This window comes from Oleiphilus sp. HI0067, from assembly GCF_001635735.1.
Map to the genome: position 1 here is coordinate 1 of NZ_LWFI01001030.1, position 1,510 is coordinate 1,510.

The window sequence follows — 1,510 nt, forward strand, 5'->3', positions numbered from 1 at the left end:
AAATGCTCTGGACGAATTGCGAGAGAAGCACTTGTCGAATGAAGATCTAAATGGGTCTGCAAGTCTTTCGTCGCCTGACTTTCACGCTCAGCTTCAAGCGAGAAAATATTCATCGACCCAACGAAGTCTGCAACGAATTCTGATGCCGGTTTGCGATACACCAAATTAGGCGAAGCACATTGTTCAATTCTGCCTTGATTCATCACAACCACTTTATCGGCCATACTCAGGGCCTCTTCTTGGTCGTGCGTCACCATAATAGTGGTAATGCCTAAGCGTTTTTGTAACTGTTTTAACTCAGATCGCAACCTTGTGCGCACTTTTGCATCAAGTGCTGACAATGGCTCATCCAGTAACAGTAAACTCGGTTTCAGCGCTAAAGCACGCGCTAAAGCAACACGCTGTTGCTGACCACCAGACAGCTGTTGAGGATATTTATCGACGTGCTCATGAAGATCCATCAAGGCAACAAGTTCAGTAACGCGCGCCCGTCGCTCGGCTTTCTTGACCTTTGCATTCTTCAAACCATATTCAATGTTTTCCGACACGTTCAGGTTCGGGAATAAAGCATAACTTTGGAACACAATCCCAAAGTCACGCTGACTTACTGGCAACCGAGAAATATCGATTCCATTTTGAATAATTGTCCCCTCATCCTGCAATTCGAGGCCCGCAATCATTCTAAGCAGCGTCGTTTTTCCGCAGCCTGATGGCCCGAGAAAACAAATAAATTCTCCTCTTTCAATTTCAAATGACACATGATCGACAGCATTGAAATTTCCGAATGACTTAGAAAGTTGATTTACGCTTAAAAAACTCATAATGAGACTCGCAGACAATGGATGGGTAGAACTCAAAAAAGCGGTGCCCAAAGGCACCGCGCAACAACAGCTACGTCGGAGTCGTGGCTGGTTGGGAAAGCCTTACTTCGGATCAGATTTTCCGTCGTAACGGCTAGCCCACGTAGACAAAATGTCTTTACGGTTCTTAGCAGCCCAACCAAAATCGTTATCTATGATGAGTTCTTCAGCATTTTCTGGGAAATGCTCAACTGGTTTTGCAATACCTGGTATTGCAACAATTGCATAACCAACGTTATACATACGCATTGCATCTTCAGAGACTGCAAAGTCCATAAGCTTTTTCGCAGCGTCTAGCTTGTCAGTACCTTTAACAATCGCTGCCGCTTCTACGTCCCAGCCTAAACCTTCTGAAGGAAAGACCACTTCAACTGGTGCGCCTTTTGTTTTTTCTTTTGCGCCACGAAATGCAAATGAAATACCAATAGGCGTTTCACCAGCGGCGGCCAATTTACAAGGCTTTGAACCAGAGTGGGTATAACGTGAAATGTTTTCGTGAAGCGCATCCATGTATTCCCAACCTTTGTCCTCTCCGAACATTTGTAGCCAGCTTGATACATCTAAGAAGCCAGTACCTGAAGAGTTTGGATTAGGCATAATGACATGGACTTTGCAGTCTCTGAAGATGCAATGCGTATGTATAACGTTGG

The 1,510-nt window shown here is 44.8% G+C and carries 2 protein-coding genes; both read right to left on the reverse strand.

Annotated elements, in window-relative coordinates:
• A partial coding sequence (locus tag A3739_RS13920; RefSeq protein WP_156502590.1) for an ATP-binding cassette domain-containing protein occupies nucleotides 1–821 on the reverse strand: 821 nt, incomplete at its 3' end.
• A 102-nt stretch (nucleotides 822–923) separates the two neighbouring features.
• Nucleotides 924–1,510, reverse strand: a 587-nt coding sequence (locus A3739_RS13925) for an extracellular solute-binding protein (RefSeq protein WP_156502591.1), incomplete at its 5' end; no start/stop codon positions are given.